The sequence below is a fragment of the Pseudomonas sp. HMWF006 genome (assembly GCF_003061205.1).
Taxonomy (GTDB): Bacteria; Pseudomonadota; Gammaproteobacteria; order Pseudomonadales; family Pseudomonadaceae; genus Aquipseudomonas; species Aquipseudomonas monsensis.
The window spans coordinates 549-1,181 of sequence record NZ_QAIU01000163.1; the positions used below are offsets into that span (position 1 = coordinate 549).

The following is a 633-nucleotide window of genomic DNA, read 5'->3' on the forward strand; positions in this document are numbered from 1 at the left end:
GAGACCAAGGCATTGCTGATGCATTTTCAGCGCGTCGGTAAAATTCGCGAATCCATCGACATAAATGTCGCGGCGACGCTGTTTAACCAGTATGCGAATGTCGCGTTTATTCGCCTGGCGACCGAGGCGACGCCGGACAGAGAGGCGCATGCGCGGCATATGCGCAGCGTTTTGAGTTTGATGTGTCACGGCATGTTGGTGAACTGAATAGCTCAACCCTGTGGCGAGGGCGCTTACTTCCGCTGCACTGCGCAGCAGGCCCTTGCTTTTGAAAGAAAGGCCGCTCCGCCCCCCAGCGGGACGGACGACAATTCGACAAGCTCCCTCGCCACAAGAGGAATTAATTCAACTCATTCGTTGATACGCGGATGCTGCTGCACCAGCAACTTGCGCTTGTCCTCCAGCTCCGCAATTTGCGCGTCGATATCTTCAATTTTCTGCTCGATATTATCGTGATGCTCCTGCAGCAGCTCTTTGGCTTCCTCAAGATCGGAAGCCGCCGGCGCAGCGCCACGCAACGGCTGGTTGGCGGTTTCCTTCATGGTGACGCCAGTGATCAGGCCGATCACGGCAATGACCATCAGGTAATACGCCGGCATGTACAGGTTATTGGTGCTTTCTACCAGCCAGGCG

The 633-nt window shown here is 55.8% G+C and carries 2 pseudogenes; one reads left to right on the top strand and one right to left on the bottom strand.

Going from position 1 to position 633, the window contains the following annotated elements:
- Positions 1–207, top strand: a pseudogene (locus tag DBR24_RS31620) (TetR/AcrR family transcriptional regulator); the annotation flags it as partial.
- Between the two features lie 143 nt (positions 208–350).
- On the opposite strand, the pseudogene DBR24_RS06585 reads toward DBR24_RS31620, so the two are convergent.
- A pseudogene (locus DBR24_RS06585) lies at positions 351–633 on the bottom strand (proline/betaine transporter); the annotation flags it as partial.